We start from the raw sequence: 26,274 nt of genomic DNA on the forward strand, positions 1-26,274 counted from the left end.
GTATGTCGGCTCTGATCCGGGCCAGTTCCCCCTTAAGCAGCAACGTCGCCAATCAGTGAGCCGGCGGGAATATTCCATGCTTTGCTAAGCTTTCGAATCTGGTCCAAGTTGATCTCTCGCTTGCCGTTCAGAAGATCGGCCGCTCGCGCCTTGGAGCCAATGACAGCCACAAGGTCGGCCCGGCTGTAATTGTTCGCAACCATCACCGACTTGATTACCTCGACCGGACTCGCCGTCGGGATGGGGTAATGCTTGGCTTCATACTGTTCAATCAGAAGGACGAGCGCGTCAAAATGAGCAGCCTCATCGGACCCATCGTCGGGCTCGTTCTCGAAATACGGCCGAACCGCCTTCAACGCAGCATTGTATTCGTCTTCACTCTGAAGCGTCCGAAAAGCTTTCAAATTCAACATATCGATCTCCCTTCACCTCAGAGTTTATTCACGTCGATCGCATCGTATTGGGCGTGGGTTCCGACAAAAAGGACGTAAATCCGCCTTGAGCGAAAGGCGACCAACCCCACTATGCGGTGCTTGTTGCCGCCAACATCGAAAACAACCTTGTTGCCAATGACGATATCAGCCGAGTTGAAGGTTTTCTTCAATTCGCTGTAATTGGCCCAACTCGCCTTGGACGCGGTGGCATACCATTCCGTCATTGCAGCTTCAGCAGTCGCTCTTGGTGTCCCTTTGGGCAAGCCACTCCAAAACTTGACCAAGGCGGATTTGGCGATAACGTTCATTCTCACTCCCTAGCTAACGCGTTCCCAATCTGGAAACAAGTCCCGAAATTCCCAATTTGGAAACTTTCGCGGTGCGTGCGCTCAACCGGCCACCAACAGCGGCGTCGGAAATCGGTCGGGCGCAGTTCAAGCGGCATCTCGCGTCGCCGGCACGCCGCACGCGGCAGAAACCGCATGCGGGGTGTCAGCATGCCGGCAGTCAATTGCCAACCTCGGCAGCACCATCAGCGTCGACCAGATTGCATCTGCATATCCGTTCGCCGGCTGGTCGCCCCTTTCGGGAAATTCCGCAATTTTGACCTGGCCACCGTCGCCAAACAGATGCCAGCGACGCAGGCACCGGTCAGCGCGTCAAGTCGAAATAGATCCGCGAGTGTTTGTCACCCGTCTCATCACGGATATCGAAGTAGTAGGGCTGTTCGCGACGTGGTCGCGCCACGTACTCGGTGTAGGCGCAAGACCGGTTATCGTGGTAGACGCGGGAGGTGCCATCGGGCCTGACCTCAGTTCGATCTTTATCGGCAAAGCCACGAGACGTCCACGCACCGCCCCGGCAATCGTTCACCGGTCGCATGCAACGCGACAGTTCAGTGCGAGTGCCAGCGCGCCCGACGCCGCCTTCCGTTGCAGACCATCCTGGAGGACAATTGGCAAAGGGCTCATACCCCGGTTTTCCAGCACGAGCTTCAGGGCAGGTCGGCCAGGAAAAGCCTGGGGCTTTCATTGCCTGGATCAGGCGGTCCATCGGCGGATGGCATTCGGGCACACCGTGCCACGACGGGTTAGACGAGGCCACGCAAAGGAGCACCTCGCAACCCCATTCGTCAGCAGCAGCCAAGCGCGGGACGAACGAGACCACAAGCACAGAGACGGCGACAAGAATAGACTTCATATTCTCAGTCTCCTTACCTGGTTAGCGGTCGGTACGCCTCGGCAAGCGCTTGGCGTCAGCAAAGGGTGGCGAGATTTCCGAGCGCCGGTCGACCAGCAGATTGTAGTCGGCAATGGGACGCCGGCGCAGGGTGCGATCCACGGCGCTTGCCCGCCACTCATTCATGTCGAGAACATACGTGCCCCACATCCCGTGTCGAGCCGCCATGGCGTGCTTTTCGGCCGATCGGTACAGACTGTCTGGAACCCCGTCGGCGGCGACTTTCGCAAGACCGACCCTCAAAAGCTCGAGAGCCAGATCACGTCCGCCAACCAAACAACGCCCGAAGAGCGAACGGTTTGCGCTCTTGACAAGACAGTTGACCGGACGGTCTTGCATCGTCCTCTTCAGCCAGGCCCGGGCAAATGCGCCGCACGGCACGGGCTCCAGCCGATCGCCCGTCTCCGCTCGCAGGTCGGCATCAAAAGACCACTGCGGCAGTGCGCAAGCGTCGATACCGGCGAGCGTGACGTCGAGGCCCTCTTTTGCAAACCGAAGGGTGCGGCCATCGACGGCAGATGCTCTGCCGTCAATTCTTGATATGGCCGCAGATGACAATGAGCGAAGCTGGCCAGGCGCGAAATCAGGCGGGCAGGATTGGACAGCATCGAGCCGGTCGGGTCTTTTGCTCTCAGGCCAGATATCGCCGGTCTCCCGTCTCAGGCCGGAATGCGCCAGGATTTCGCGGGCTTCAGCGACTGTGGCGCTTCCGTCGCAGAGCATGATCGCCAATGCGAAGCACCCGCCCCATCTCATCGCTTTGTCCTCGGATCAGCCCACATGCCGTACCCCTGGCGGCCGATCCTTTCTTCCTCCGCGAGATCCGGACGCATCGGCGATCCATCAGGCCCTGTTGCCAGACGAAGTGCACCCAAAGACACCAATTCCTCTTCGAAATTGCTGATGCTGTCGAGCGATCCGGGGAAATAGTAGTAACCAAAGCAGGTCACATCCTGCTTTGGCGCAGTCGCCTCGGACAGAAAGGCCCGGCAAAGGATGACCTTCGGGAACTTGAGGAGGATTTCCAGTTGCTGCCGGGCAAAGTCCTGGCAGCGTCCGGCAAAACCTTCCTTCCGGTTGACCATCTCTCCCTGGCAAGGCTCCACGCCAAAGAGATGCAGGATGGTCTTGCCGTCGATCCTGATATCGGTCGGCGAACTGGCGCGAAACCCGGTCGCCGAGGCGTATCCTTTGCGCGAAACGACCGTCCTGTTCCCGTCGTAATATTCGACGACCAAGACCGTTTTTCCCGGCGCGGCAAGAGACTTGATATAGCCGGGGTCGACGGGCCCAGCAGCAAGGGCGTCAGACGTAAGTCCGGATATCCCTGCAAGCAGCGTGACGATCGAGACCATTCGGCTTTGAACGATACCAGTTTGCTTCATCCTCACACCCCCGCAACATCACTCGCAGATCATGCCGGCTTCATTTGCAAACTATATTAGTTCCTTTTTATGGTTGACAGCAAGCAATTTCTGATGTCGTTTACCTCCCTAACGAACGCATAGGTGTCCGATGATCAGCAAGTACCGGATGGCATTGATTGCGACGCTTTCGTGCCTGCATTCATTAGCGGCAAAATCTCAACATATTGAGATCACGTCACAATCATACATGCCTTTGCATGCGCCAGCCCCTCGCTCCGCGAAGCAAGGGCCACAACGTTCGTATGTCCAGATCAGCCCTGAAGGGAGTGTCGCTGCTTCGGGAGCACACGACGACTGGTATCGCTTTATGGACTATTATAGTTCTTTCTCTGGTCCGTTTGCGCAAGGCGGACGGGGAGCGCCAGGTTTCCCGCAATCGGCGCGGTCCCAAACCAAATCAGTTCATCTCGGTCCCGGCCTGGCCTTAGCCTCGACACCGGAATGTGGCGCCTCGCCGTTGTCGGTGGAAGACATCCAGGCATTGGTTGCAGCAACCGCTGGCCGTTATGGTGTGGACCTGAGCTTCGCATTGGCGATCGTGTGGACCGAAAGCCGCTTCGACCGGGTCCGTAACAGCCCCAAGGGTGCACGCGGGCCGATGCAGTTGATGCCGGAGACTGCGAAGCGCTTCGACGTGGCTGATGTCTGTGATCCCGCCGACAACATCGACGGCGGCATGCGCTATCTGCGGGCGCTTCTGGACAAATTCAAAAGCCCGATCATTGCGGCTGCGGCCTACAACGCCGGCGAACAGGCAGTCTACGACAGCGGCGGCATCCCAGCCTATCCCGAGACCGTCCGTTACGTCGCCTCCGTGATCAACCGGCAACTTGGGCTCGACTTTCCTGCGAAACGAACAAGCCGTAGCCGCAATCAGTCAACCGACATCGACAACACACTGGCGGGCGATGTGCTTTGGGCGACAACACCGAAGTTCATCGGTGGGGTCATGCAGTTCTGAACCGAAAGGAGATGACCATGAAGCTTCTACTGTCTCATCGTCAAAGGAGATGGGCGCGCGGCGCTGCCGTTCTCGGCGCTCTTTGCCTGATGCAGTTTGCCGCAGCCGACCTCGCCATGGCGCAGGCGACCAATCAGGCCTTTGCTCCCCTGCAGACCGTCGTGCAGGCCGTCGTCGATTTCATCACCGGGCCATTCGGACGTCTCGTCGCCATCATTGCCGTCATCGGCCTCGGGTTTCTTGCCTTCGCAGGTCGCCTCAGCTGGTTCACGGCAGGCGCGGTCGTTTTAGGCATCGGGCTCGTCTTCGGTGCGCCCGCCATCGTCGACCAATTGATATCGACGGTCGGAAACTAAGCCATGGCCGCCCCGCAGGAAGAAGAACCCCACTTGACCCCCTGGTGATCGGCCTCACGCGTTCACCGACGCTATGGGGCGTACCCTACATGGCAGTCGTCATCGTCATCGGGCTCACAATCATCGCCTGGCTGATAACCAACGAGCTGTGGGCGCTGATGACGGCGCCATGCGCCTACGCCGCTCTTTTCACTCTCTGCAGCTTTGACGCGCGCGTCCTCGATGTGCTGCAGGTCTCCACGCGGTTGACGCCACGGACGCCGAACAAGGCGTTCTGGGGCGCAAACTCCTACGGGCCATGATCATGCTCAGCGTCATCCGCGAAGAACTCGGCTTCGGATCCGTGCACCATCGCGAACGACCGATGGCCAGACACATCCCTTACCTGCGTCACGTCGCCGACACCGTCATCAAGCTCGAAGATGGCGCCCTCATGAGCGTCATCAAATTGGACGGACTGTTCTTTCAGACCGAGGACCAGGCCGAGATCAACATGCGCGCGGTCGTCCAGAATACGTTGATCCGGGCTCTCGGCTCGAGCCGCTTTTCGCTGTGGTCGACGGTGATCCGCCGACAGGTCGATACCGTCATTGCCGGCGAGTTCGACGATCCGTTCTGCGCCGAACTTGACCGCCGCTACATGGGTTGCCTTGGCCGCAAGCGCATGTTCAGAAATGAGCTTTACCTGACGGTATTGCGCTCGGGCATGCGTGGCGCGCTGGCCGTCGGTGACCGCGTCAGGCGTCTCCTCGGGCAGGCTTTGGGCCGAAACGCAGAGGAAGATCAACTTGTCGAGGCCGTTGGCGAGCTCGAAGAGCTTGTCGGCAATATCGTGCGCGACCTTAGCAAGTACGGTGCGACAGTCCTTGGTATTTCAAGCGTCAACAACGAGCCCTACTCGGAGCCTTCGGCGTTCTTGAACACCATCCTGACCTGCGGCGTGGCCCGCAAGATGCGTCTTGCGCGCATGAGCCTTGCCAATTTCCTTGGGACATCACGCCTTCATTTTGCACGCCGCACCATGCAGGCCCAGGGGCCGGTGACGGAAGATGATCGCTTCGGAGCGATGCTGTCTATCAAGGAATATCCGCCGTTCACGGGTCCGGGAATGCTGGATGGCCTCTTACAGGTGAATCACGAGTTCATCCTAACCCAGTCCTTTACACTCGCCGACAAACCGATTGCTCAGGAACGCATTTCGAGGCTCAAGCGGCAGATCGGAGCGTCAGACGAGGCCGGCAGCGATATCGAAAACGATATCGATTTTGCGTTGAACAGCCTGCTCAACCAGGAGGCCGTCTTCGGCTTCCATCATCTTTCGCTCTTTTGCCTGTCGCGCGACCTCGATGGCGTCAACAAAACGATCGCAGATCTCGGTGCCTGCCTCACCGACATGAACATCAACTGGCTGCGCGAGGACCTGAACCTTGAGGCAGCCTTCTGGGCGCAACTTCCGGGCAATCACGCCTATATCGCCCGGCGGGCGATGCTTTCGAGCGCCAATTTCTCCGGCCTTTCGTCGATGCATAATTTCGCGAGTGGCCAAAGCGATGGAATGCATTGGAAAAGGCCGGTCACCATTCTGGAAACCTCCAGCCAGACACCCTACTGGTTCAACTTCCACCAGCGTGATATCGGCCATTTTCTGGTGACCGGGCCAACCGGATCCGGCAAGACCGTCGCTCTTGCCTTTCTGCTGGCACAAGCGTTCAGGGTGAAACCCTCGCCGCGCGCCGTCTTCTTCGACAAGGACCGGGGTGGCGAACTCTTCCTGCGGGCGATGAACGGCTCATACGAGATCCTCACCCCGGGCGTGCCGACCGGTTTCAATCCCATGCAGATCCAAAACACCGGTGAAAACCGGCAATTTCTGCTCCGCTTGCTCAAGGCAATGCTCAGCAGGGACAAAGACCACACATTCGATCAGGAAGAAGAGGACACGCTTGAACGTGCGATCGTTCGGCTCATGCGCGAGCCTGCGGCCGAGCGAACGCTGACCAACCTGGCCGGGCTCCTCACCGGACGCTCACGCGCCGGGCCGGACGACCTTCATGCGCGGCTGCGCCCCTGGATAGAAGGCGAAAAGGCCTGGCTCTTCAACGCGCCCCGCGACGTCCTCTCGTTCTCCGAACGGCGCGTCTTCGGCTTCGACATGACGAACATCCTGGACAACGACGATCTGCGCACCCCGGCGCTGATGTACATCTTCCATCGGCTGGACGAGCTCCTCGACGGCAACCCGGTCATGATCTTCATGGACGAGGGCTGGCGCCTGCTGAAAGACCAGATCTTCAGCGATTTCATCGTCGACAAGATGAAGACCATCCGCAAGCTGAACGGCATTGTGGGCTTCGCCACCCAGTCTGCTGCAGATATCGTCCGCTCACCGGCCGCCCACACGCTGATCGAGCAGTCTGCCACGACGATTCATTTTCCCAATCCGCGCGCCGACGAGGAGAGCTACATTCACCGTTTCGGGCTGAGCGCCAAGGAATTCGGCTTCATCCGCAACACCCCTCCGGAAAAGCGATCCTTCCTGATCAAGCACGGTCATGACAGCGTCATTGCCCGGCTCGATCTCGATTCGATGCCGGACCTGATCAAGGTGCTTTCCGCACGCAAGGAAACCATCGAGGAATGCGCCCTGCTTCGCAAACAGCACGGCGATGATCCCTCCGGCTGGCTGGCAAGGTTCTGCGGTTGGGAGGAAGGCCGGTGACGAGCGAGGCAGCACAACGGCCGCCATGCGCCGCCCTCCTCCTGCTTGCCGCCTCAGCGATCAGCCTGAGTGCGGAGCTCGCAAGGGCAGAGGTTCCAACCTTCGACAAGAGCAATCTTGATCCGCGTGCGCAGCGCGACAAGACGACCGCCGCGCTCGAGGACACCGATCATGATCGCTATACGATCCACACCTCGGTTACCTGCTCGATGTACCGGCCAGGCCGGCGCAATGACCCAATCGGCGCCGCCCAAGGCAATCCGGAAATCTCCGGTCTCGTGCGTCGCGTCGCCCGCGAATCTGGTGTCGACGAAAACCAGTTCCTCGCCCTCGTCTATCAGGAGAGCCGCTTCAATCCATGCGCCAAGTCCGGCGCCGGAGCGACCGGGCTTGCTCAGCTGATGCCGGACACAGCCGCCCAGCTTGGTGTCGACGAGAACAATATCGAAGAAAACCTGCGGGGCGGGGCGCGCTATTACAGGCAACAACTATCCAATTTCGGCGGCAACATGAACCTCGCCCTTGCGGCGTACAATTCCGGCCCGGGAAATGTCAGCAGGTATGGCGGCATTCCACCTTTCAAGGAAACACAAGGCTATGTGGCGGCAATTACCAAGGACTGGCTGCCGGCCTTTGGTGGATCAGACAAGTCGGGTATTCCCTTGAATTTCGGGGGTGGGCAAACAGCCTATACCGGCATGCGCAGCTCGACCCTGAACGCCATGGCGATCAGTACGTCGACGTCTGCCAGCCTCGACAACGTCGCAAGCTGGTACCAGCAGCTCTCAGCGTTGCAGACCGGAACCATCCAGGACAGCTGGGATCACAATTCGACGGCCCGCAACGCCAATCTCGAGATGATGAACAACATCATCAGGCTCGGCGCTGCCATGGCGGATCTCTTGAATTCGCGCAATGCCATGGCATCGGCCAATCTCTCCGGCTCCTCGCAGACGAGCAGCAGCAAGGAAGATCACCCGGCAGCGCCAGACACACCGGGTCTCTGCGACCCGCGACAAGATCTGGTCTGGAGTGCCGCGGACCAGGCCTGCATCGAAAAACGCCCCGATGTGAACCAGGTGCAGCTGATGCTGCGACCGCAATGATGGGAGAACGAAAAATGAGAGCTGACGTCCTGACAATGTCCATGCTGCTGTCCATGCGGTCGGCTGTTCTCGCCGACGTGCCGGTCATCGACAAAACCAACTATCAGGTCGCCAAAAAGACCGCCGAAACGACAGACAGGATCCTTGACACCAACAAGCACATCCTTTCGACGGTAGAGGACACGCTGAAGGCCGTAACCGGAGACCGGGCCAGCACCGCAGCACCCCTCAACAATCTGGCGATCGGAAAAGGCTTCAGCGTCTCGCAGATCCCGTCGTTTGACAACATCGTGAAGGAGGGTGCGCCGCACTTCGGGTCGATGAGCGGCGACATCGCCAAAACAGCGACCTTGTTCATCAATGGCCTGCAGCTGGTCAAGAGCCTGTCAGGCAAAGACAACAGCAGCTTTTCGGGCGACAAGTCCTATGAGCAGCTGGTCAACACCGTGCTCGGCGTCCAGGCCCTGACCAACGGTGCGCAACAGGCAGCGCAAATGCGGCGCAGCGCCTTCGAAGGCGCCGGCGCCCGGATCGGGACTGCCGAGGATATCAAGGGCTCGATCGATCAGAACACCCAGTTGCAGGTGCAGTCTGGTCTGACCCTGAACGAAATGATCGGGGTGATGAACGGAGCGGTTTCGTCGCTGCAGGCCGAAAACCAACGCCGCCTCACCGATATCTCCAACTCGCGGAAAACGCTGACCTACGGCCATTAGCATGATGATCGGGAAAATGCTTGGCATTGCCGCGCTCGCCATCGCTTTGCTGACAGGATGCGGCACCATCAAGGAAAAGACGGCGCCGTGCAAACGGCCCTTAAGCCTCGCGCCCTTTGCCCGCGAAACCAGACGGGATTGCGGCGTCATGCGGCGCGTCAATGACCCAGCCGCAGCCTTTGCAGCGATCGGCGTCATTCTCACCGACGAACAATAGGGATTAAAGCCATGCAGGATTTTCTTGGCGATCTCCTCCAGCGCATCGAAGACTCCGGTTCGAGCTTTTCACAGCAGGCTTACACGGTGGTCGGTAACGAACTGATGCCGCTCCTGCGGGTGATGTTCATGGTCTATCTCGCCTGGTACGGCCTGCAGCTGGTCATCGGCACGTCTCGCCTTTCGCTCGGCGATATTCTTGGCCGGATCGTCAGAATGATGATTATTCTTGCATTGGTCAGCTCCTGGGCCAACTTCAACAATCTTTTCTATCGCTGGCTCAACGATACGCCCGAAGACGTCGGCCGGGCGATCCTGGCAGCCTCTGGAACGGGGATCACCGAGCCGACGAACGGTCTGTCGCAGATATGGATGCGGGCCAACGAGGCAGCCTCGGCCTTTGCGGAGCAGTCCGGCTACTTTTCGATCCTTCCGAGCATGGTCGGCATCCTGATCCTGGTCGGCGCCGGTATCTTCATCGCAATCGCACTTGCCGTCCTCATCCTTGCCAAGGTGATGCTCTGGGTGCTGATCGGCACCGCGCCCATCTTCATTGCCTGCATGCTGTTCGATCGAACGCGTGGCTATGGCATGGGCTGGTTCAATCAGGTGCTGACCTATGCGCTCATTCCTCTCTTCGTCTACGTCATCGCCGCTTTCCTGATCGCAGCTGTCAACCCGGAGCTCAGCAAGATCGATGCTGCAAGCGGCTCGCGGACCCTAACGCTCGCCGACATCCCAGGCTTCCTGCTTCTGTGCATCGCGGGTGGGTTCGTGATGCTCTACATCCAGTCGATCGGCCAGGGGATTGCAGGCGGGATTGCCGTCGGCGTTGGCAACGCAGCCGCTGGGATCGCGCGCCGGCTTGGCGTCCAATACCCATTGGCCGCGGCCAAGGGCGGCGTACGCGCAGGCGTCGCCGCCTATCGCGGCGGTCGATGGCTCTCGAACCGCTTCAGCGGCGGCGGCAGTAAAGGCGAGGACAATGCCTCCGGCACCCGCTCGGCCATGCAAACGAAGATCTCCCGCCAGAGCCTGCCTCGCTGACGACCCGGAAACGAAGAGATAGACGATGGCTGACACGAAGGAACTCGAGCTTCGCACCTATTACCAGAGCGGTGACGCCTGGGAGCAGGAAATCGTCAGGAAGGCCAATCGCTCCCGGACATTCGCGTGGTTCGTGACGACGATTTTTGCCGGCATCACGCTGCTTAGCCTGATCGCCTTGGTGATGCTCGTGCCACTCAAGAGTTTCGAGCCATATATTGTCGAAGTCGACAAGAACACCGGCTATCTCGAGGTGAAGAGTGGCCTGACCCGGCCCGCCAATCTCACCGACCAACAGGCCGTCACGCAGGCCAACATCGTTCGCTATATCAGATCGCGCGAGGGATATGACCCCTATGCGATCGAGCAGAACTTCAAAATTGCAGCACTCCTTTCCACTGGCAATGCGGCCCGCGAGCTACAGGACCTCTTTAGCGCGGCCAATGCTCGAAATCCCGCGAAGCTTTACGGAAAAGCCAAGCGGGTGATGACCGAGATCGCGTCAGTGACATTCCCAAACAGTTCAACCGGCATCGTCCGTTTCGCAACAAGCGAGGTCTCCGACACGGATGCAATCACGCGCCATTGGATTGCCGTTGTCCGCTATCGCTATACCGATACGCCTGCGACCAACGAGTGGCGCTTTGAAAACCCGCTGGGATTTCAGGTCTACGACTATCGACGCGATCAGGAGACAGTGACGGAGAGCAATCCGTGAGACGATGCATTTTAATGGTTGCAATCATCGCTTCGCTCTTGCCTGCATCATCATCGCACGCTGCCAGGACGCCGTTGGCGGGCCGGCTTGATCCCAGGGTGACGAGCGTGGTCTATCAACCGGACGACGTCGTGCGGGTATTTGCCACCTACGGCATTTCGACGATGATCATCTTTGACGAGGATGAGACGTTCGAGACGATCGCTGTTGGCGATACCGACAGCTGGGACATCGTTCCGACGGACAAGGCAAACATCCTGTTCGTCAAGCCGAAGGCGAAGAACGTCGCCACCAACATGAATGTCGTGACGACGAAGCGGATCTATTACCTTGAGCTCAACGATTATGCCCCGGAAGACAACAAGAAGGTCTTCGGTATCCGCTTCGTCTACCCCGACAGGGATTTGAACGCGTCACTCCGGAAGCAAGCCGAAGCCCGGGCCGCCTACCCGAACATGTCCGGGATCGACAAGGCCAACGTCAACATCGACTATTCCTTCTCTGGCGATCCGGCCATGAAGCCGCTGATGATCTTCGATGACGGCAGGAAGACCTTTTTCAAGTTTGGCCAAAAGGTGCCGGCAGTCTTTGCCGTCAATAGCGACTTCACCGAGACACTCTTAAACTTCCGTCGTGAAGGCGACTATATCGTCGTTGACGGAACAGCCTCGCAATACACGCTGCGCGACGGCAATCAGTGGACCTGCATCTTCAATCTGAGAAAGCCAGATTTCGGTCGGCCAGATCCCGCGCTCCTTGCTCCCTCTCCCGATGAGAAGGCGATGAACCGCAGAAGGAGTGGCAATTGACTAAGCGCTCACCTGAGCTCGAAGCCATGCTTGCCGCCGACGAAACGGAAGTGGGCGACAAGCGTGTCCGTCGGAAGCAACTGCTTTTCGGGGCTGCCTTGCTCGTTGCCGGTACCGCTCTTGCTTATCTTGTGGTCTTCGCGCCTCACAAGACAACACCGGATGGCCTGCAAGGTGATGAGGAGTTTACGACAACGACCTACAGTCCGCCGTCGTTCTTGCGCGAAGAAAAGACGCCTGAACCAAAGCCCACCGACAATATTATCCAGATCCCGGAGCCTCCCCCCGACCAGCCCGAAGCGCCTCCGGATACGACCGAATTCAATGTGCCACCTCCACCGGATATCGTTGAACCGGCCGCGGCCCCTGATCCCGAGCCGCAGGCGTTCCCCGACCGATATCGCTCAAAGCAGATCGTCGTCGACGCCACCAGGACCAGCAGCGATAAGGCAGCGCCCGGCAGCACCGGTAGCGGGCCGAGCGTTGCCGGCGAGGACCGCAACAGCAAATTCCTGTCGACGGCGTCCGCGATCGGTGACCGGTCGGCAAAAGCCCGTCGGATTGGCCGGATCGATGCGATGATACCCGAAGGCACGCTGATCCCGGGCATTCTCGAGACCGCCATCAACAGTGATTTGCCGGGGCAGATCCGTGCCATTACCTCGCAAGATGTCTATTCCTTTGATGGGCGCCGCCTTCTCATCCCGACCGGCACGCGGTTGATTGGCGAATATCAATCTGACGTGACGCGCGGCCAAAAGCGGATCTTCGTCATCTGGACCCGGCTGCTGCGCGACGACGGCGTCTCGGTCCGGCTCGATAGTATTGGCGCCGACAGCCTTGGCCGCTCGGGCCTTACCGGCATCGTCGATACCAAATGGCGCGAGCGGTTCGGCTCCGCCATCCTGCTTTCAGTCGTCGGCGCAAGCTCGTCCTATCTGATCGGATACGGCAGCAACCAGGTCGGCTCTGCCGATGGCAACGGCGAAACCAATGCCGAGCGGGCTGGCGAACTCGCTCGCCAGACCGTCGCACAAACGTTCTCCGACATGGCCAACCAGGCCCTGTCGGAAAACCTCCGTATCCCCCCGACAATCAACGTCCACCAGGGCGAGCGGATCTTCGTCTATGTCCGCCAGGATCTCGACTTCTCCGCGATCTATCCGGATCCGGTCGAGGAAGCACTGAAGGAGATCAGGAATGCGCGAGGCCTCGATCAAGGTCGCACCCGATAGCAACGCCCATTATTTTCTGCGGCGCGCGCTTGCGCCGCTTGCCGATCTGCTTGCCGATTCCCGCGTCATCGAGATTTCGGTAAACCGACCCGGCGAGGTGTTCGTTGAACGCCTGGGCGCCTCCGCCATGGAGTTTCACGCCATCGCCGAACTCACGGTCAGAGAAATCGAGCATATTGGCGAGCGGGTTGCTGCCGCAAGCAACCAGTTCATCAGCCCTGTCAATCCGCTGCTGAGTGCAGCACTTCCAACCGGCGAGCGGATCCAGATCGTTCTACCGCCAGCAGCACCCGACGGCGGATCGATCTCAATTCGAAAGCAGGTCGTCAACGACCTCACTTTGGCAGAGTTTCGCGATAGCGGTGGATTTGACAAAGTGTCGGTGACTGCCGACGGCCTATCCGCGACCGAAGCAAGCCTTAACGCCCTTCTCGAGGCCGGACTGGTTCACGAATTCATCGAAACGGCCATCCGCGAGCGGGTCTCGATCCTCGTCAGCGGCGGCACGTCTACGGGCAAGACCACATTCCTGAACGCTTGCCTGAAGAGCATCGATGAGCGCGAGCGCATCCTGACGCTCGAGGACACGCGTGAACTCTTTCCCCCGCATCGCAATAGCGTGCACCTGTTGGCATCGCGGGGCGACCAGGGCACAGCGCATGTGTCGATCCAGACCCTGCTGGAAGCATCATTGCGCATGCGGCCTGATCGGCTGTTCGTCGGCGAAATTCGCGGCGCCGAGGCATTCGCCTTCCTGCGCGCAATCAATACCGGTCATCCCGGCAGCATGTCGACCGTCCATGCAGACACGCCGATGGGTGCCTATGAGCAACTCGCGCTGATGATGATGCAGGCTGGCATGTCATCGGGCTACTCCAAAGGCGACCTCATAACCTATATCCGCATGGTCATTCCGATCGTCGTCCAGCTGCGCCGTGATGGGGGCTTGAGAGGCGTTTCTGAAATCTACTACGCCCGGCGTGCGACATGAGCCGTGGATACCTCGCCGTCTACCTCATCTTTTGCGTAATCATCGCAGTCGCGGTCTGGATGCTCGCCTACGGCCTGATCCTGCAAATCGTCTGGAAGGACGGGCGGATCCTGCACCTGATGACGACCACCAATCCGCTTGCACCGCTCCTGCAGTTTGCCGCCTATTCCGGCAACCGATCGCTGCGGCTCGTGGCGCTGTCAGCGACACTGCCTGCAATCGCAGCAGCAGTCATGGCGGCTGTGTTCAGCCTTCGCCGAGCAACTGCTCCGCTCGGCGACGCCGCCTTCGAGGACATGTCCGCGTTGCGGCGCGGCGGCTGGTTCGGCAAGCAGGGTCATATTTTCGGGCGTTTCGGCACCCGCATCCTTCAGCGACAGGACGATCGCCACCATCTGATCGTTGGTCCGACACGTTCGGGCAAAGGCGTTGGTTATGTCATTCCCAATGCGCTGATGTTTCCGGGCTCGATGATCGTCACCGATCTGAAGGGCGAGATCTTCGAACTGACGGCGGGATATCGGCTGGCCAACGGTCACCAGGTCTTCCTGTTTTCGCCGGGCTCACAGAAGACGCATCGCTGGAATCCCCTCGACTTCGTGCGTGCCGACCGAGGCAGCCGCACGATCGACATTCAGAACATGGCTGCGATCCTCATTCCAGAGGCCATTGGTTCTGAGAACGCCGTCTGGCAAGGATTGGCGCAGCAGGTCATTGCGGGGGTGATCAGCTATGTGCTCGAGAGCCGGCACTATCGCAACCGTCGCAATCTTGGCGAGGTCAATGCCTTCTTCAATGCAGGCGTCGACCTGCAATCCATGATGAAGCTGATCAAGGAGAACGAAGTCGATCTCTCCCGCTTCACCATCGACAGCTTCAATGCCTTTATCTCCTTGAACGAGCGCGCCGCCCGCTCCGCGCTTCTCGATATTCACAAAGCCCTGGGCCCATTCCGCAACGAGCGCGTGCTTGCGGCAACCGCGGTGACCGACATGGCTATTTCCTCGCTGCAGCGGCGCCCGGTGACGATTTATCTCGCACCGAACATCACTGACATGACCGTCCTTCGGCCATTGCTCACCCTCTTCGTGCAACAAGTGATGGATTTGCTGACACGCGAGCACAATCCAGATGCCCTCCCCGTCTACTTTCTGCTCGATGAGTTCCGGCAACTGAAGAGAATGGACGAGGTCCTCAACAAGCTCCCCTACGTCGCCGGTTACAACATCAAGATGGCCTTCGTCGTTCAGGACCTGAAGAGCATCGACGAGATCTATGGGGAGACGTCCCGGCATTCTCTGCTCGGCAATTGCGGGCTTCAGCTCATCCTCGGCGCCAACGATCAGGTCACGGCAGAATACGCTTCGCGCGCGCTTGGAAAACGCACGATCCGCTATCAGTCGGAAACAAGGACCCTCGAGCTTTTCGGTCGGGCGCGGCGCACGAAAGTCGAGCAGATCCGTGAGCGCGACCTGATGATGCCGCAGGAGGTCCGACAGATGCGGGAAGACAAGGCGATCCTGTTGGTTGAAGGTCAACGCCCCATCCTCGCAAGCAAGCTTCGCTACCACGCTGTCGAGCCGTTCAAGGCTGCTGCTCTTACTTCTCGCCCGAACACCGTACCAGTTCCAGACGTCGAAATGGACCTGGCCTTGCCGGTGCCTGCAACATTGCCCGACTATGGGGTCGATGGACCTGCACCGAGAGCTGCTACGATGGAACTCGATCGGCATGAGGTCATCGATAATACTGCGATTAAAGGCTCGTCTGATACCGAGCGAACGCCCCGTGCGGCACGACCAGAAAACGTCGACGCTGCTGCCAGTTCGAAGGAAAGAATGCTTATCACCGCACGCAGGCTGAAGTCTGTCATCACAGCCTCCCTGACAGCTTCGGAGATGCCGATGAACCAAAGGACCAGCATAGAGGATATTCTGGCCAAGACCATTCCGGATCCAAAAGACGTCGGCCTGGATTGAGAAATCACACCCATTATCGTCATTGCGGCGACCTCCTCCGGATGCACACCAGCCACCGAGGAGGGAGTTACTAGGCCCTTGGCTGGACCGACGGCACCCGGCCGTCAGTATCCATTCGTTATCATCCAGGAGGCCGGCCTCGATGGCTTCTGGGTTCACCGCGCGCTGACAGCAGAAGGCTATGAAAGCCATGTTGTCGACGCAGTCTCTATTGCTACACCACGCGCAAGGGGCGGGTGAAGACCGATAGGTTGGACGGGGAGACTTTGATCCGAGCATTACTTGCGTTCAAACGCGGAGAGCCGAGGGTCTGCTCGATGTTGCGTGTTCCGAATCCGGATGAAGAAGATCGTCGGCGCATCGTCCGGGAGTGCAAAGTTCTGATGGAAGAGCGTATCCGACACAGCAACCGTATCAAAGATCTGCACTTCTCGCAGGGCATCACCGGTTACGATCCCTTGCGTCGCGATCGACGAGAGCAGCTGGAGATGCTTCGCACGGGCGACGGGGCGACCTTTGCCGCCAAACATGAAGCGGCAGGTCCTGCGAGAGGTTGCCCGCATGGAGCTGCTGATTGACCAGATCAAGGAGGTCGAGGCAGAGCGTGACGACATGCTTACCGAAGAACGACAGTCTGCGCGAGAGGTGGCTTTGCTGTCTAAGGTCGTCGGCATCGGGCCCGAGTTCGCCGCTGTGCTGTGGGGCGAGGGTCTGTTCCGGCACTTCGACAACCGACGGCAGGTTGCTGCCTATGCGGGTTTAGCACCAACGCCTTGGCAGAGTGGTTCGATTGATCGGGAACAGGGGATCGGCAAGTCCGGGAATCCTCGGCTCCGATCAACTCTGTCGGAGATGGCCTGGCTTTGGCTGAGGCACCAGCCATTATCAACGCTCAGTCGTTGGTTCAATGAGCGGGTCGCGCAAAACGGCGGCCGCTTCAAGAAGGTGATGATCACGGCGCTGGCGCGTAAGCTGGTGGTGGCACTTTGGAAGTACGCCAGCGCGGGCGTCGTGATCGAAGGCGCGGTAATCAGGCCGTGACCACGTAACCGCATACCAGTTCGGCACAGGCCTGATCAGCCTCGCCGGAACCAGGTGGACGACCGAATTGCGGCCTGGCTTCAACGCCGTCATCGAGAATGGTCTCGTCCTCCTGAGCCCTCGCCGCCACAGGCGGGATTATGGTGCGGCCGTTGGAACGGCGACCGGATATGAGGTTGATACGTGCGTGGCGCGGATCAGAAACGGGCTCAGACCAAAGTTCACCGGACGAACTCAGATCTGCCAGCAGCGCCGGCTCACGATTGGAAGTCCGTTGCCAGCATCGTTCTCGCGAGACCGGTGTCCGGAAGCCGCCCCTTGCGACCTCTCTTCAGGCGGGTCTGGCGCCAATCTGTCCTGATCCTGCAACGGCTTCGCCGAACTTCTTCCCCTGCAGCTTTGCTGCATTCCTCGCGGGACAACAAGTCCGGCTTTCGCCGTCCTGCGCTAGCGCTGCGGTCCCTTTGGGATGCAGTCGGCCAGATCGGCGCCCCACGACCGCTATCGAGGTCGCAAGGGGCGGCTTCGGCAACTCAGTAAGGAGAACGACAATGGCTACCATCGGAACCTTCCAGCAATCCGGCAACGACTTCAACGGCGAGATCGTCACCCTTTCCCTTCAGACCAAGAATGTCCGCATCGTTTCCGATACGCGCTCCAGCGGCGAAAACGCTCCCAGCCACCGCGTCTTCGTCGGCCGCATCGAAATCGGCGCAGCCTGGTCCAAGCAGTCCAACGAGGGCCGCAACTACCTCGGTCTCAAGCTCGACGACCCGAGCTTCACCGCTCCGCTCTACGCCAATCTTGTCGAAGACGAAGATGGCAAAGCCTTCAGCCTCATCTGGTCGCGGCCAAACCGCCGCTCCGGTGACTGACGTCTCCCAGAGTGACGCCCCGTACCTGGGGCGTCACGAAAAACCGCAACCCGCCGCTCGAACAACAACTTGACGAGTGGTTCCTCATATGAGGCCGCGATGGGCGCGGCCCCGAGCAACGAAAGAAACAAGACAATGGCAACGATCGGCTCTTTCCTCGCATCCGAAAACGGCTTCTCCGGTACCATCAAGACCCTGAACCTCAACGTCAATGCCAAGATCGTCCGCGTCGAACGCTCGTCAGAAGACGCGCCAGACTTCCGAGTTCTGGCCGGTAACGTGGATACGGTAGTGCGGACCCTTGTCGGAGAGCTTTTCGATGCGGGCGATGCGGGCCTTGACGTTGAGGGCGAGCGTGCGGATCGATCCGTTGAAGCCGGTTTCGGTGGAGGTGAAGGTGCCGATGGTTGCCATTTTGGTGTTCCTTTCGTTGGTTTCGGGCCGTGCCCTTCGCGGCCTCGATGGCTGTCGCAAGATCGGAGACAATCGGACCGCACCGGCCGGGGTAAGAAATCTGCGGACGCCGTTGCGGGAAGACGACCGAGGCGCAGCCGCTCTCCGGTCAGACATGCCCCCATCGCGATGGAGCGCCGGAAATAGGGGGAAAGGACATGGCTGTGGCGGTCTTGCACGGTTGAACGACGGCTTCGATACTGGTGCGCCGGCCGGCCCTTCACACTGGTTTCAGCTCAGGCCATACCAGGTTCCGCGACCCGCTCCGTGCAGGGTCAGGTGTCCCTCATCGGTCAACGCGCGCAAATGATCCTTGACGGTATTCCGGCTTGCGCCCGTGGCTTTGGCCGCGTCCATCACGGTAACTCTACCACGCTCGCGTGCCAGCTCGAGGATAGAGACCGACAACTCCGGCAGGTCGCCCAGAAGGATGCGCTCACGCTCCATCTTCCGCTCGAGGCGTTGCTTTTGTCGCTGCAGGCTTCGCAGGAAGAATTCGACCCAAGGATTCCAGTCCTGCCGATCCGTGCGGATCGTGCCTTGCGTGCGGCGAAGCGCGAGGTAATAGGCTTCCTTGTTCTGCTCGACGATGCTTTCGAGCGAACTGTAGGGCACGTAGGCATAGCCGGCGCGAAGGAGCAGCAGGGTAGTCAAAGCCCGCGACAGACGGCCGTTGCCATCCTGGAACGGATGGATTTCCAGAAAAACCACGACGAACACAGCAACGATCAGCAGAGGATGAAACGTGCCAGCTGCCTCCTGAGCCTGCTGCCAGGCAACCAGTTCCGCCATTCGACCGGGCGTATCGAACGGCTGGGCCGTCGCAAAAACGACACCAAGGCTCAGACCGTTCTCGTCGAAAGCCTCGACATTGTTGGAAAGGGTCTTCCAATCCCCCCGGTGTCGCTCATCCTTGGTCGAGTGGGCGAGAAGATCCCGATGGAGTTGGCGTATGTGATTTTCGTTGAGGGGGATCGCCTCGAAGGCTGAGAAGATCGTCTCCATCACCTCGGCATACCCTGCAACCTCCTGTTCGTCGCGGCTGGAGAAAGAGCCGATCCGGAGGTTTACGAGCAGCCTTTCGACCTCGCGGTCGCTTAGCTTTGCGCCCTCGATGCGGGTCGACGATCCAATGCTCTCGATCGTCGCAACCCGGCGCAGGCTGGACAGGCGATCGGGCGCAATGCGGCCAAGTGCGCGCCAAGCGCCTTTGAACTCGTCGATCTCAGCGATTAGTGAGAGGATCTCGGGCGTTATCCGCAATGTCGAGAGATCGAGAACCGTCATCCAATGTCCCATCCGTTTCCATCCGAAACGGTATGCCACACTAGGATCCATTACTCCATCCATTTTCATCCGATAGCGGATATGGATGAGCTGAAGAGTCCGAGAAGGCCCCGCCTCGCGGCGGGGCCGCCGGGATCTTAGTCCCGGTTGGGGCGGGACCAGATCAGCTGGTAGCCGTCCTCGCCTTCGATTTCGGTGAGGGTTGCGTAGATCGGAGCGGCTCCGATCTATGCCACTCTGGCCGAGGTCCAGGGGCAGGAAGGTCTCCAGCTGATCTGGTCGCGCAACACCCGCCGGTAAGCCAACGCAGAGAACCCCGCTCCACCAGCGGGGTTTTCTCCTCTCACAGTTCAGCACAGCACTCCCTGGCCTTGGCCGGCTGGACGCTCGGCGTCTTCGCGGTCCGCGACCATGAAGGTCGCGCCGGCAGAATGATTGCACCCTTGCAGCACGCGAGAGACGCTTCGTCATCGGCAACGGCGGCCGCTGCAATCGGGGCGGGTGGAACCTCTTCAATCGCCCTCTTGCCCGTGCTCACCGCCTCGTTTGCCAGTCAGACGCCAGCCTGTCACCCTCGGCAAGGCGCCGAACAGTTGCCTTGAATTGGCAGTGCGGAAAACCGAAAGGAGCATGGCTCCACTTCGGCGAGGCGCCCTGCGGCGGCGATCAGTCAATCGCTTGCTGCGATGATGCGTCTAATCGGTGATATCAGGCATCTCGTCCCGGCCGACGTGCCAGATCCATGCGGCAAGATCGGGTCTTGCCTCGACCATCTCCTTGAGACCCGCCTCGAAGTGAGAATCGGCACCTGCCGGTACGATGTAAAGCACCAGTGGCTGAGGCCGTTCCGGCAAGATCGCCGCCGCATAAGGCTGGGCCTGCGGAAGATCGAAACGAAGGCCCTTGACCGTCTTCTCACGCTTGCGGGCAAGGATCTCCAGCACGCGTTTTTCGTAGACGCTTTCCACAGGCAGCCATTGTTCCGTTACCGTCATCAAGGCGATCTCGTGGGCCATGACGACACCCGATGGACTGCCGCCGATCGTTGCAATGGCGATCAGGTGAGCATCGTCGGCGCTTCGCCACAGCATCAGCTCGGTTTCGAAGCGTCGCTGCAGACGCCGCCACGTCGCATTCTCAAGGTAGAGCCGGAAACCTGGCATATGCTTGATAACGACCTGCTGTCCGGTCCTAACCGGTGCCAGTTCCTTGATCTCCCCGACCAGGATCATCAGCTGTTTCGCCCCAGCCTTGTTTTCGAAAAGCGGCGCCAGGGCAAGGGCGCGGCGCTGCTCGATCGCGGTCTTTTCTTCCGTGCGAAACGGCTCGGGCACAAGGACTCGTGCGGCGAGACGTTCGCCCCTGACCGACATGGTTCTCGCTGCCTCAACCAGGTGGCTATGGACCTGCCGCCAATGGCGCTTTCCCGCCCAACGCGCCGTCCACTCGGTCAGTCCACCCTCATGCCATAAAAAATGCAACAGACCGCGAAGCGACAGCTTTCTGCTGTCGTTGCTGACGCTCTCCAAGGCCTGCGCCCCCGCTGACGGCGCAGCGCCGGCATCCCTCTTCGACAACGAAAAATCGAGCCTGAGGGCAGCTCTGCCATCACCATCCAGTTTGATCGCGTGCCCCATCAAGGCGCCGAGCCCCGACAGTTCATAGGGTGGCTCATAGGAAGGGCAAGCCGAATGATGCTCGCCACCCGTAAGAGGCATCCTCTTGATGGTGGGCTGATCGGCGATCATCGCAATATACATCGGGATCCCCGGATGGCTGCACAGGCATAACGGGCGCGAGTGACTGTCATAAGCTCGTGCCAGCCGGCTGCCGAAGTCTTCAGCTTCGTCAAAGATCGTTTCGCCGTCGATTAGAAACGCGCGCATCAGTTAGGCTGCCCTTGCGCCAGCCGCACTGGAACGGGTCCGTGCCATACGAGAGCAAAACCTGTCTGCTGAGATCGGCCAATTGTGCCGTGCAACAAGAGCCAGCTCAAGGCCGCGCGGCCCCTCCGATTTTCTCTCCACTTCGTTTTACTACGCTCCGACAAAATCGGTTCCTCCGCGCGCCGGCTCTGCCGGTCGTGGTCACGAGCCTTGACCTGTCTCTCGCCGCCCCGCTCGGCGCCGTCATCTCTCACGTCTAGCAAGGAGACGACGACCATGACCATCGACCAGCACATCGAGGAACTCCGCGCCGAGGCCAGAAACGCCGAGACGCTTCAGGAGCGTCGGGCGATCGAAGCTGAACTCGCGCTGATGATTGCCGAGCGCGAATTCATCTGGGCCGAGCTCGACGGCCGCATCGATCCCGCGCCGCCTTTCTAAGGCGGCCGATCATTGCCACACGCTTCGACGCGCAGGAGCAGGCTTTGGCTCAATATCCATTGTCTTGCAAATAGGTATCGATCGCCGCCTGCATGATGACCGTCATGCAGATATCGTTTTCATGGGCGGCCCGTAAAAGCCTTGCCTTGACGTCCTGTTCGAGCGGCACGTTGACATAAAACCTGATGCTCCGCTCTTTCATCCGCTTCAGGTTCTTGAGCCGTCGTCTCGTTTCCTGCTGCTCGGCCGCGCGCTTGGCCGAATTGCGCAGTCTTTCTTCTTCGGGAAGTCTTGGCAGCAGGGTCTTGGCATCTGCCGGTCGAGGAGGGTCGACGACGGCAGCGTTCGAACCATCGCCGGCAGACATGTCTTTCAGCATGTCACCCTGCTCAGGCTGCTTGCGTCTTGGAGCAAGTGAGAAATCAATGGTATTCTTGGTCATGCTGCAATCTCCGCCAAAGCCCTCGTCCGCCGAAGCTCGATCTCGTCCACCAGCGCCTTGACTTCGAAACGCGCCTTGCGGACCGGTTCTGTCGGCTCCTGCATTTGCAGCGTTCCGAGGCCATTTTGGATTTCCCGGTAGACATTGCGCTCATAGAGTTCGGTGTCGAGCAGCATGGTCTGGTAGTTGGCTTCAATAAGCCCCGCCACAAAGGGCCTTATGTAGCGATAGGCCTCGAGGCTTCGACCCGTCAGTGTAATGCGGGTGCGCACATTCATATGAAGCACGGAAAGACCCAGTTGGTCGTTGACGTCGTTGACCTCCGCAATCGTCTGGCCGGCCGCCTCGATCTCCTTGATTCCAGGCTGCACCGGCGAAAGCACGATGTTGGAGGAGCGGATGATGGTGGTCTGCAAGGCGCTGTCGACGCCGGGCGCATCGATAATGACGACATCGAACGCTGGGGCATAGGTTCGAAGCACATCTTCGATCGCCCGCTGGTTGGCCGCAATTGCCACCTCGATATTGCCTGGGACGTTGCCCTTCTTGTGACACAGCTTCCACCAGCCGGCGAGGTTTTGCCGGCTGTCGGCATCGATCATCAGGATGCTCTGTTTGGCCAGCGCATATTCGCCCGCAATCAGCGTCGCCATCGTCGTCTTCCCGGCGCCACCCTTGTTGCTTACCACCGCATAAGTCCGCGTCATGAAAGCTCTCTCCGATGATTGTGGTCCAAAAGCACTCTTTTAATTTGAACTATATTAGTCCATTTTCCGCCATCGTCCAGCCCCTTCATCAGGGGGCCTTTCATACGGCTGCGTGGTCATCACGTGTAAACTCGCCAATTGGCGACAGCATGCCCCTGCACCAAACTGAAAAGCGTCCGTTGGCCACATATATTTGAAATGTCGTTATATTACTTCCGTATGCCCATGGGCCTCGGCGCTACGCCATTGCCACACGATATTGACATGGCGCACGGCGCCATCTCATTACTGCGAGCATTCTCGATCGAACAAAGCCCGGATGAGAGACTTGCATTGATGAACTGAAATAGTCTATATTGGTTTGGCAGGATACGCAATTTTGTGATACAAAATTGCTGACGATCGACGGACAAGCCGTCGATGGCGCCTGCGGCGATCAATGACGAAGGCAGGTGACGTGGCTCGAGCGAGGCGAACAACACCGATCATGACGGCCGCGAAAGAGCCGAAGGCCCATGTCGTGCACGCTCGTTTCACCGCGTCGGAGTTGGCCGCTGTTCACAATGCGGCAGAGCAAGCGGAATTGACGGTGTCAGCTTTCATGCGCTCGCTGACGCTCGAAGGTGCCGGGGTCCAACCGTTTCTGACGGCGGAAGATCGGGCCATTTTCGAATTTCTTCACCGCGACTTGCGAACAATCGGTGTGAACTTGAACAGTCTAGCGCGGCTCGCCTACCGGCAGTTCAACCCTGACGAAGTGGGCGAACTCGTGAAGGGCCTCCTGCCCGTCACAGCCGGTCTGGCCCTGGAACTGAGCAGACTTAAGAGGAGACGCGGCCGCAAAGTTGGAGGGCGTGCCTGATGGAGATCTTTCTCGGTGCGTTTACCGAGGAATGGGAGCGCCGAAGGGCTGCCTTGCTGCATGAGCGGCTGACGGGAAGGGCAAAGGACGATGAGGACGATCGTCGCCGCCGCGGAGGTACTGTGCCTGTTGGTGGATCGAGCCAAACGCACTCGAGACGTTTCAGGAGAGATGCTGGTCGACCCCCGGCGCCAAATTCCTCGTCGCCGCGCCGGTCGATGGGAACGCGGTTTGCCGGACTTGCAAGTGGAAGCCAACCGGCTGTCGTGAAGATGGCGTCCTTTGGCGGTGGTGGCCGGCTCGGGGCAATGGCAGGCTATATCTCCCGCAACGGCGAGGTTTCGATGGAAAACCAGTCAGGGCAGGAGTTGCGGGGTCGGGACGCGATCGCCGCGCTCTCAGACGACTGGGCACATCTGATGGGCAATCGCACGGAAAGCCGCGATATTGGGCTTTTCTGCGTAGACATTGCCGGTGGTCCTGAGCAAGGGCAGCCAATGCATGAACGAGCACCTGACATCGTCAGATCCGCTGTCGGCGATCGATCCTTTGCGTTTGGGATCGCGGAGCGCGACGGCACGCACCGCATCGAAGGGGTTGTTGTCTTGCGCTCGAAGGATGGTGAACGGCTGACAGCCGATGCCAAGGCAACCGAGATCGTCCAGGCACGTATGGCTGCGAGCGGAGGTGACGTCGGCTACGCGGCGTTTCGCTTCACGGGTTACGGCAATGGCGTCGAATATGGCGCGAGCCGTCTGCGCAGACTGGTGGCGAAGTTCGACGGTGCCGTCGAAAACGATCGTGGTGAAAAGATTGCCGGCGCCAAACAGGCCGGTGACCTTGTGCAACAGCAATGGCGCGGTGAGCTCCACAGTCGCAAATCGCGCGACGTCATGCATCTCGTCATGTCGGCGCGTGCCGGCACCGATGTCGAAGCGTTCCGGGCGGCGGCGGGCGCGTTTCTGGCAGCCGAGTTTGCCGAACACCGGTATGTCTTTTCCCTTCATGATCCGATGGGCGATCCGAAGGGGGAACAGGACGGAGGCAAACGCCCGCACGTGCACGTCCACGCGATCGTTGCCATGCGGTCGGAGAACGGAACCCGGGTTGAGACATCGATTGCATCGTTTCGACGCTGGCGCGAGAGGCTTGCAGAGCAGGCGCGAGCCCGCGGCATTCTGATGGAGATGACCGATCGTCGGGACCAGGCAGGCGCGCCGGCTTACACCCGCAATCAAGTCCGGCCGATCAGCCGCAAAGGCCGAACGGAGCATGCGGGCACGTCGAATTTCGCGGCACTTCGGTATGATCAGAAACGTCGCGAGGAGCCAACAGCGCCGGGGACCATGAGGAGCCTGGAGTACACCGAGAGAGTTCGCTCGCAGTGGTTGGAGGTTGCTGCTCGCCAGGCAGCGAATTCCGACGCCAAGAATTTTGCCAAGGCTCAGCTTTCCCGGATAGAGATCGCAGAATCTCACCTCGAAAGAAGCCTTGCCATGCCCGCTGTCTCCAACGGGAACGGCTCGCAAATCCGGACTGCATTGGCTGGACTGTCAACGCTTGTGGAGGTTGAAAGCATGAAAACCATGACGCGAACCGAGTTCGAGGCCTATGAAAAGCGCGTTGAAGCTTCCCTGTTTCAGGCCGAACGCCTCGTGCCGGAAAGTTGGCGGAGCCGGTTCGAGGAGATTGCTTCGGCAGCCCGCGACCATGTCGAGGCCCGCCGCGAGATGATGGAACAGGCCGAGCACGCCGGTAACCACATGGGCGAAAATCTCCGCACCAGACAGGCAGACGCCAACCGGGAATGGGACGACGCTGTCGCACGCCATGGGCTGGTATCAGTCGAGGCGGGAAACGAGATCATGATGGCGGTCGAGCATTACCGCCAGCTGATCCAGTCGTCCGGCGATGATCAGACCCGCCCCGATAAAGCGTCGCTGCAGGCAAGCCTCAGTTTCGAGCTTGTCCGCGCAGGGGAACTTGGTGCCGATGGGAACACGTATATTCGTCAGATCGCTGAAGTCGACCATGCGTTGCGGGTTGCGATCGAGGCCGCTGAGCGATCGGCCGAGCGGATGGGGTACAAGACCGGCGCTGCTGATGAGCTGCACAGCGCATCGCGTTCCGAACATGGGATGGACGACCACGAACCGAAATCCGGTGAGCTCATGCGAGCTGATCGCCTGAAGGATACCGCAGACTCACGGATAGATCCCGCCAAACAGCGCGTCTCACCGTTGGAGGAGCTTCAGCGCGAAGCCGAGCGCGAACGCGATCAGGACGGGTCTGAGCGATAGCAGACGGAGCGCATGGCGAACGCCGAC

Annotated in this window: 26 protein-coding genes and 4 pseudogenes; 19 read left to right on the plus strand and 11 right to left on the minus strand. The window is 59.7% G+C overall.

Translation table 11 applies throughout. The annotated features are described in order from the left end of the window. Nucleotides 1–32: 32 nt before the first annotated feature. The 5 genes from ATY79_RS11055 to ATY79_RS11070 all read right to left on the minus strand — a co-directional run bounded on the left by ATY79_RS11055 (nt 33) and on the right by ATY79_RS11070 (nt 3,058). Entirely contained in the window at nt 33–413 is a 381-nt protein-coding gene (locus ATY79_RS11055) for a transcriptional regulator (RefSeq protein ID WP_088703879.1), read from the minus strand. A 17-nt stretch (nt 414–430) separates the two neighbouring features. Then, the gene (locus tag ATY79_RS11060; protein ID WP_088703880.1) at nt 431–742 is read right to left on the minus strand and encodes a type II toxin-antitoxin system HigB family toxin; all 312 of its coding nucleotides are present in this window, start codon (nt 740–742) and stop codon (nt 431–433) included. Nucleotides 743–1,085: 343 nt separating this feature from the next. Beyond that, nucleotides 1,086–1,634, minus strand: a complete 549-nt coding sequence (locus ATY79_RS30495) for a hypothetical protein (protein WP_141105722.1) — start codon at nt 1,632–1,634, stop codon at nt 1,086–1,088. A gap of 21 nt (nt 1,635–1,655) precedes the next feature. Then, nucleotides 1,656–2,429, minus strand: a complete 774-nt coding sequence (locus ATY79_RS11065; RefSeq protein ID WP_141105723.1) for a thermonuclease family protein — start codon at nt 2,427–2,429, stop codon at nt 1,656–1,658. Then, the gene (locus ATY79_RS11070; RefSeq protein ID WP_245312359.1) at nt 2,426–3,058 is read right to left on the minus strand and encodes a hypothetical protein; all 633 of its coding nucleotides are present in this window, start codon (nt 3,056–3,058) and stop codon (nt 2,426–2,428) included. The genes ATY79_RS11065 and ATY79_RS11070 overlap by 4 nt, the downstream gene beginning before the upstream one ends. Before the next feature lie 130 nt (nt 3,059–3,188). Here ATY79_RS11070 and ATY79_RS11075 point away from each other — a divergent pair, with 130 nt between their 5' ends. The 16 genes and pseudogenes from ATY79_RS11075 to ATY79_RS11155 form a co-directional block, all read left to right on the plus strand. Then, entirely contained in the window at nt 3,189–4,061 is an 873-nt protein-coding gene (locus ATY79_RS11075) for a lytic transglycosylase domain-containing protein (RefSeq protein WP_088703883.1), read from the plus strand. A gap of 17 nt (nt 4,062–4,078) precedes the next feature. Beyond that, complete coding sequence (locus tag ATY79_RS11080; protein WP_088703884.1) at nt 4,079–4,417, plus strand: TrbC/VirB2 family protein; 339 nt, start codon at nt 4,079–4,081, stop codon at nt 4,415–4,417. Between the two features lie 89 nt (nt 4,418–4,506). After that, nucleotides 4,507–4,719, plus strand: coding sequence for a VirB3 family type IV secretion system protein (locus ATY79_RS11085; RefSeq protein ID WP_245312360.1), 213 nt, complete (start codon nt 4,507–4,509; stop codon nt 4,717–4,719). A 2-nt stretch (nt 4,720–4,721) separates the two neighbouring features. Next, complete coding sequence (locus ATY79_RS11090; RefSeq protein WP_088703927.1) at nt 4,722–7,136, plus strand: VirB4 family type IV secretion system protein; 2,415 nt, start codon at nt 4,722–4,724, stop codon at nt 7,134–7,136. After that, nucleotides 7,133–8,242 (plus strand): lytic transglycosylase domain-containing protein, encoded by a 1,110-nt coding sequence (locus tag ATY79_RS11095; protein ID WP_088703885.1) that lies wholly within the window; start codon nt 7,133–7,135, stop codon nt 8,240–8,242. The genes ATY79_RS11090 and ATY79_RS11095 overlap by 4 nt, the downstream gene beginning before the upstream one ends. A 14-nt stretch (nt 8,243–8,256) precedes the next feature. Then, complete coding sequence (locus ATY79_RS11100; protein WP_088703886.1) at nt 8,257–8,958, plus strand: type IV secretion system protein; 702 nt, start codon at nt 8,257–8,259, stop codon at nt 8,956–8,958. 4 nt (nt 8,959–8,962) lie between these two features. After that, complete coding sequence (locus ATY79_RS11105; protein WP_088703928.1) at nt 8,963–9,175, plus strand: hypothetical protein; 213 nt, start codon at nt 8,963–8,965, stop codon at nt 9,173–9,175. Between the two features lie 11 nt (nt 9,176–9,186). After that, nucleotides 9,187–10,221 carry a type IV secretion system protein gene (locus tag ATY79_RS11110; RefSeq protein ID WP_088703887.1) on the plus strand — a complete coding sequence of 345 codons (1,035 nt, stop codon included), beginning with the start codon at nt 9,187–9,189 and terminating at the stop codon, nt 10,219–10,221. A 25-nt stretch (nt 10,222–10,246) separates the two neighbouring features. Beyond that, nucleotides 10,247–10,939 (plus strand): VirB8/TrbF family protein, encoded by a 693-nt coding sequence (locus ATY79_RS11115; RefSeq protein WP_088703888.1) that lies wholly within the window; start codon nt 10,247–10,249, stop codon nt 10,937–10,939. Nucleotides 10,940–10,953: 14 nt separating this feature from the next. Further along, nucleotides 10,954–11,748 carry a TrbG/VirB9 family P-type conjugative transfer protein gene (locus ATY79_RS11120; protein ID WP_088703889.1) on the plus strand — a complete coding sequence of 265 codons (795 nt, stop codon included), beginning with the start codon at nt 10,954–10,956 and terminating at the stop codon, nt 11,746–11,748. A 26-nt stretch (nt 11,749–11,774) separates the two neighbouring features. Further along, complete coding sequence (gene virB10 / locus ATY79_RS11125; RefSeq protein WP_088703890.1) at nt 11,775–12,983, plus strand: type IV secretion system protein VirB10; 1,209 nt, start codon at nt 11,775–11,777, stop codon at nt 12,981–12,983. Continuing rightward, on the plus strand, nt 12,949–13,974 hold the full coding sequence (gene virB11, locus ATY79_RS11130; RefSeq protein ID WP_088703891.1) for a P-type DNA transfer ATPase VirB11: 1,026 nt from the start codon (nt 12,949–12,951) through the stop codon (nt 13,972–13,974). The genes virB10 and virB11 overlap by 35 nt, the downstream gene beginning before the upstream one ends. After that, a complete protein-coding gene (locus tag ATY79_RS11135; RefSeq protein ID WP_088703892.1) occupies nt 13,971–15,953 on the plus strand; it encodes a type IV secretory system conjugative DNA transfer family protein in 1,983 nt (660 codons plus the stop codon). Before virB11 ends, ATY79_RS11135 begins: the two co-directional genes overlap by 4 nt. Before the next feature lie 78 nt (nt 15,954–16,031). Then, nucleotides 16,032–16,994: pseudogene (locus ATY79_RS30500) on the plus strand (IS110 family transposase). 551 nt (nt 16,995–17,545) lie between these two features. Beyond that, nucleotides 17,546–17,869, plus strand: coding sequence for a DUF736 domain-containing protein (locus ATY79_RS11150; protein ID WP_088703895.1), 324 nt, complete (start codon nt 17,546–17,548; stop codon nt 17,867–17,869). Nucleotides 17,870–18,004: 135 nt separating this feature from the next. After that, nucleotides 18,005–18,106 (plus strand): annotated as a pseudogene (locus ATY79_RS11155) (DUF736 family protein); the annotation flags it as partial. A 45-nt stretch (nt 18,107–18,151) separates the two neighbouring features. Here the strand turns inward: ATY79_RS11155 and ATY79_RS11160 are convergent. The 4 genes and pseudogenes from ATY79_RS11160 to ATY79_RS11180 form a co-directional block, all read right to left on the minus strand. After that, nucleotides 18,152–18,283 (minus strand): annotated as a pseudogene (locus ATY79_RS11160) (DUF736 family protein); the annotation flags it as partial. 270 nt (nt 18,284–18,553) lie between these two features. Further along, nucleotides 18,554–19,609, minus strand: a complete 1,056-nt coding sequence (locus ATY79_RS11165) for a Fic family protein (RefSeq protein ID WP_088703929.1) — start codon at nt 19,607–19,609, stop codon at nt 18,554–18,556. Nucleotides 19,610–19,746: 137 nt separating this feature from the next. Next, nucleotides 19,747–19,827 (minus strand): annotated as a pseudogene (locus ATY79_RS11170) (DUF736 domain-containing protein); the annotation flags it as partial. Nucleotides 19,828–20,304: 477 nt separating this feature from the next. Continuing rightward, entirely contained in the window at nt 20,305–21,495 is a 1,191-nt protein-coding gene (locus tag ATY79_RS11180) for a DUF1173 domain-containing protein (RefSeq protein ID WP_088703897.1), read from the minus strand. 276 nt (nt 21,496–21,771) lie between these two features. Between ATY79_RS11180 and ATY79_RS30855 the strand changes: the two genes are divergently transcribed. After that, the gene (locus ATY79_RS30855) at nt 21,772–21,936 is read left to right on the plus strand and encodes a hypothetical protein (protein ID WP_189638006.1); all 165 of its coding nucleotides are present in this window, start codon (nt 21,772–21,774) and stop codon (nt 21,934–21,936) included. 49 nt (nt 21,937–21,985) lie between these two features. Here ATY79_RS30855 and ATY79_RS11190 read toward each other — a convergent pair whose 3' ends face one another. After that, entirely contained in the window at nt 21,986–22,378 is a 393-nt protein-coding gene (locus tag ATY79_RS11190) for a hypothetical protein (RefSeq protein ID WP_088703899.1), read from the minus strand. After that, nucleotides 22,375–23,085 (minus strand): ParA family protein, encoded by a 711-nt coding sequence (locus ATY79_RS11195; protein WP_088703900.1) that lies wholly within the window; start codon nt 23,083–23,085, stop codon nt 22,375–22,377. The genes ATY79_RS11190 and ATY79_RS11195 overlap by 4 nt, the downstream gene beginning before the upstream one ends. A gap of 487 nt (nt 23,086–23,572) precedes the next feature. Between ATY79_RS11195 and ATY79_RS11200 the strand changes: the two genes are divergently transcribed. Together ATY79_RS11200 and ATY79_RS11205 are read left to right on the plus strand one after the other, a co-directional pair. Next, nucleotides 23,573–23,947, plus strand: a complete 375-nt coding sequence (locus ATY79_RS11200) for a mobilization protein (RefSeq protein WP_245312361.1) — start codon at nt 23,573–23,575, stop codon at nt 23,945–23,947. Then, entirely contained in the window at nt 23,947–26,247 is a 2,301-nt protein-coding gene (locus ATY79_RS11205) for a conjugal transfer protein TraA (protein ID WP_088703901.1), read from the plus strand. Before ATY79_RS11200 ends, ATY79_RS11205 begins: the two co-directional genes overlap by 1 nt. Nucleotides 26,248–26,274 lie beyond the last annotated feature (27 nt).

Source organism: Rhizobium sp. R693, assembly GCF_002211315.1.
Taxonomy (GTDB): domain Bacteria; phylum Pseudomonadota; class Alphaproteobacteria; order Rhizobiales; family Rhizobiaceae; genus Rhizobium.

Bases quoted from the DNA above. Each gene is read 5' to 3' on its own strand.
- ATY79_RS11055 (WP_088703879.1), bottom strand. From the start codon at position 413: ATGTTGAATTTGAAAGCTTTTCGGACGCTTCAGAGTGAAGACGAATAC.
- ATY79_RS11060 (WP_088703880.1), bottom strand. From the start codon at position 742: ATGAACGTTATCGCCAAATCCGCCTTGGTCAAGTTTTGGAGTGGCTTG.
- ATY79_RS30495 (WP_141105722.1), bottom strand. From the start codon at position 1,634: ATGAAGTCTATTCTTGTCGCCGTCTCTGTGCTTGTGGTCTCGTTCGTC.
- ATY79_RS11065 (WP_141105723.1), bottom strand. From the start codon at position 2,429: ATGAGATGGGGCGGGTGCTTCGCATTGGCGATCATGCTCTGCGACGGA.
- ATY79_RS11070 (WP_245312359.1), bottom strand. From the start codon at position 3,058: ATGAAGCAAACTGGTATCGTTCAAAGCCGAATGGTCTCGATCGTCACG.
- ATY79_RS11075 (WP_088703883.1), top strand. From the start codon at position 3,189: ATGATCAGCAAGTACCGGATGGCATTGATTGCGACGCTTTCGTGCCTG.
- ATY79_RS11080 (WP_088703884.1), top strand. From the start codon at position 4,079: ATGAAGCTTCTACTGTCTCATCGTCAAAGGAGATGGGCGCGCGGCGCT.
- ATY79_RS11085 (WP_245312360.1), top strand. From the start codon at position 4,507: ATGGCAGTCGTCATCGTCATCGGGCTCACAATCATCGCCTGGCTGATA.
- ATY79_RS11090 (WP_088703927.1), top strand. From the start codon at position 4,722: ATGCTCAGCGTCATCCGCGAAGAACTCGGCTTCGGATCCGTGCACCAT.
- ATY79_RS11100 (WP_088703886.1), top strand. From the start codon at position 8,257: ATGAGAGCTGACGTCCTGACAATGTCCATGCTGCTGTCCATGCGGTCG.
- ATY79_RS11105 (WP_088703928.1), top strand. From the start codon at position 8,963: ATGATCGGGAAAATGCTTGGCATTGCCGCGCTCGCCATCGCTTTGCTG.
- ATY79_RS11110 (WP_088703887.1), top strand. From the start codon at position 9,187: ATGCAGGATTTTCTTGGCGATCTCCTCCAGCGCATCGAAGACTCCGGT.
- ATY79_RS11115 (WP_088703888.1), top strand. From the start codon at position 10,247: ATGGCTGACACGAAGGAACTCGAGCTTCGCACCTATTACCAGAGCGGT.
- ATY79_RS11120 (WP_088703889.1), top strand. From the start codon at position 10,954: ATGGTTGCAATCATCGCTTCGCTCTTGCCTGCATCATCATCGCACGCT.
- virB10 (WP_088703890.1), top strand. From the start codon at position 11,775: ATGCTTGCCGCCGACGAAACGGAAGTGGGCGACAAGCGTGTCCGTCGG.
- virB11 (WP_088703891.1), top strand. From the start codon at position 12,949: ATGCGCGAGGCCTCGATCAAGGTCGCACCCGATAGCAACGCCCATTAT.
- ATY79_RS11135 (WP_088703892.1), top strand. From the start codon at position 13,971: ATGAGCCGTGGATACCTCGCCGTCTACCTCATCTTTTGCGTAATCATC.
- ATY79_RS11150 (WP_088703895.1), top strand. From the start codon at position 17,546: ATGGCTACCATCGGAACCTTCCAGCAATCCGGCAACGACTTCAACGGC.
- ATY79_RS11165 (WP_088703929.1), bottom strand. From the start codon at position 19,609: ATGACGGTTCTCGATCTCTCGACATTGCGGATAACGCCCGAGATCCTC.
- ATY79_RS11180 (WP_088703897.1), bottom strand. From the start codon at position 21,495: ATGCGCGCGTTTCTAATCGACGGCGAAACGATCTTTGACGAAGCTGAA.
- ATY79_RS30855 (WP_189638006.1), top strand. From the start codon at position 21,772: ATGACCATCGACCAGCACATCGAGGAACTCCGCGCCGAGGCCAGAAAC.
- ATY79_RS11190 (WP_088703899.1), bottom strand. From the start codon at position 22,378: ATGACCAAGAATACCATTGATTTCTCACTTGCTCCAAGACGCAAGCAG.
- ATY79_RS11195 (WP_088703900.1), bottom strand. From the start codon at position 23,085: ATGACGCGGACTTATGCGGTGGTAAGCAACAAGGGTGGCGCCGGGAAG.
- ATY79_RS11200 (WP_245312361.1), top strand. From the start codon at position 23,573: ATGACGGCCGCGAAAGAGCCGAAGGCCCATGTCGTGCACGCTCGTTTC.
- ATY79_RS11205 (WP_088703901.1), top strand. From the start codon at position 23,947: ATGGAGATCTTTCTCGGTGCGTTTACCGAGGAATGGGAGCGCCGAAGG.